Source organism: Pseudoxanthomonas sp. LjRoot204_2 (assembly GCF_056175765.1).
The window spans coordinates 1-2,390 of the sequence record NZ_JBGFFG010000472.1 but is presented as its reverse complement, the minus strand read 5'-3'; the positions used below and the strand labels follow the sequence as shown (position 1 = coordinate 2,390).

General features: G+C 66.9%; 3 protein-coding genes. All 3 read right to left on the bottom strand.

What is annotated here, in order from left to right; translation table 11 throughout:
• On the bottom strand, positions 1-836 hold an 836-nt coding region (locus AC04L7_RS16745; RefSeq protein ID WP_475513459.1), incomplete at its 3' end, for a hypothetical protein.
• A 13-nt stretch (positions 837-849) separates the two neighbouring features.
• The gene (locus AC04L7_RS16740; protein WP_435998542.1) at positions 850-1,194 is read right to left on the bottom strand and encodes a DUF2190 family protein; all 345 of its coding nucleotides are present in this window, start codon (positions 1,192-1,194) and stop codon (positions 850-852) included.
• A 15-nt stretch (positions 1,195-1,209) separates the two neighbouring features.
• Positions 1,210-2,289 (bottom strand): hypothetical protein, encoded by a 1,080-nt coding sequence (locus tag AC04L7_RS16735; RefSeq protein ID WP_435998540.1) that lies wholly within the window; start codon positions 2,287-2,289, stop codon positions 1,210-1,212.
• Between the last annotated feature and the right edge of the window lie 101 nt (positions 2,290-2,390).

Below are 2,390 nucleotides of genomic sequence, written 5' to 3'. Positions count from 1 at the left end.
GTCGCGTCCAGGAAGGCCAGCACGTAGCCGACGTTTTCCGGGCTGACCAGGATGTCCACCTGCGGGTTGCTGCCCAGGGCGTAGCCCTTGGCCTGGCACTTGCGCAGGATGCCCGCCACCGCCTTGTTGAAGGTGGTGGCCGCATCGGTGGCGAACGCCACATTGATGCCGGCGCCCTGGCCGGTGATCAGGCCATAGTGGCGGCTGGCCTTCTGGTCGTAGTACGTCGAAACGAACTCGTTGACCGCCTCTTCCACGTGGTAATACTTGCTGAACTGCAGCCACTCATCCAGCAGGCTGAAGCCTTCCACGTAGCTCAGGTAAGGCACCGACACCTTGGCTTCGGTGATCTCGCGGCGCGGCTTGATGATGCCGCCGGGCTTCTGCTGCGACCACGTGAAACCCATGCTGGCGTTCATCAGCTCGAAGTGGTCCTGGTTGGACCCCAGCAGACCGGGCACGTCGTCGAACAGCACCTGGTAACCCAGGTCCATGTCGCGCACGTTGTCCTGGAAGAACTGCACCACGCTGCTGGTGACCTGCTGCAGCACCGGGTTGTCGCCCGGGGTGGCCCACTTCGCACCCACCACGGGGGCGGCACGGTCCGACTGCAGGAACCCCTTGACGCGGGCATCGTCCAGACCCTTGCCGTCTTCCACGCCCGCGATGCGGGACATGGGGTTCAGCGACGCCTTGGCCACTTCGGCCGGCGACATGCACGCCAGCATGATGGGCGCATACAGCAGCGCGGCCTTCAGGCTGTTGAACAGCGCGGTGCGCTGCGCGCCTTCGTTGCCCTTGGCCTGCAGGGCCGCGTAATCGATGTTCAGTTTCATGTCGGCGTGGCCCTTAGAAGCTCTTGAAGAGGAACAGCGGGGTGACGGTGTCGCCCGCCAACGCCGGAGCGAGGGCGAAGCCGCAGGCCGTGTTGCCCGATGCGGTGGTGGTGAAGCGCTTGTTGGTGTTGTCCCAGTAGATCGCCTGGCCCACCGTCCACGCCTCGCCGGTGGTTTTCGGGGCGCCCGAAACCTCCGATTCGTAGATGTGTTCGTTGCTGGCCGCAGCGTCCGCGGAGTTCATCGGGATGAACGCGCGAGTGTTGTGCACATGCGGCACCTTGGCGACGGTGGCACCCGTGGCAGCGAACTGCAGGCCACGGATCTGGTTGGACGGGCTGCGCAGCTGAAGACCCATGGTCGTGCTCTCCGGTCAGGCGTTGAACGCGGCGGCGAACACCGGCGGGGCACCCTTCGTGCCTTCGTCGGTGCGCTCGGGCGCGGCGGGGGTGGTGGGGGTGACGTTGCCGTTCTTCGGCGCCTTCGCCTGCACGGCGCTGGCGCGCTTCTGCAGCGACGCCAGCGGCTGGCCGGCGTAGATGGCCTTGGCCGCGGCGACGGACTCTTCGTCGTCGCCGCACAGGCCGGCGGTGCGCTCGCCCTGCACGATGGTGTCGATCAGGCTGTCGCGGTGCGCCTTGCCCGCATCGACCAGCGCTGCCAGGTCGGCCGGCTTTTCGATCAGGTGGGCGTTGTCACCCAGCGCTTCGCGCGCCTTGACGACGATGTCGTGCGACGGCGACGCGGCGTCCAGCTTCTTCTGCAAGTCCGTGTTGGCGGCCTTGGCATCGTCGAACAGTTTCTGCAGGTCCACGGTGGGTTCCTCGGTACGGGATGCGCCCTTGATGGCGCGGGCGCCGGGTTGCGCACCCAGCCAGACCAGCGAGCCTTCCAGCGCTTCGCCGGGGGAAGTCAGACGGCGGGCCTGCATTTCGCGGCCCGCTTCGTCGCGGAAGTAGTCGCCACGCTTGGCGGTGAAGCCGATGGACACATCCGACACGATGCCGGCGTCTGCCTTCAGCAGCAGATCCTTGTTGCCTTCGGTGCGCACCATGTACGCGCTGGCCATCAGGATGGTGGCGGTGGTGACGCCGGGCGGCCAGGTCAGGTCGGGCTGGCGCAGCAGCGTGCGCGCCTCCGCGTGACTCATGGTCTGCAGTTCGGCGTGGAAAAAACGGCCTTCGCCCGGACCGGAATCACCATCCCAGCCAGACGGGTGCTTGATGAAAAGCCCCTTGCCCGGCAACGTGCGGGCGAAGTCGGCCAGCAGCGAGTCGTCGAACGCCTCGTCGTCGCGGTCGATGGCGTTGTGCGCCAGGGCGAACGTACGCACGTACAGCTGTTCCGGCGGCAGGTCCGCCAGCATGTACGGGCGAATGGCGGCCAGCTGGTCGGCGGTCGGATCACCGGCCGCCTTGATGCACAGCGTCAGCGATTTGTGCAGGCCGCTCACTTGGTCTTCGGCGCCTTCACCGGCTTGGTGGCCGCCACGACCGGCTTCAGGTTGGCGTTGCGCCACGAAGCCTGCTCGATGTCCAGCGGGCCGGCGTAGTC

Excerpts from the sequence above, each read along its gene's own strand:
- AC04L7_RS16740 (WP_435998542.1), bottom strand. The coding sequence starts at position 1,194 with ATGGGTCTTCAGCTGCGCAGCCCGTCCAACCAGATCCGTGGCCTGCAG.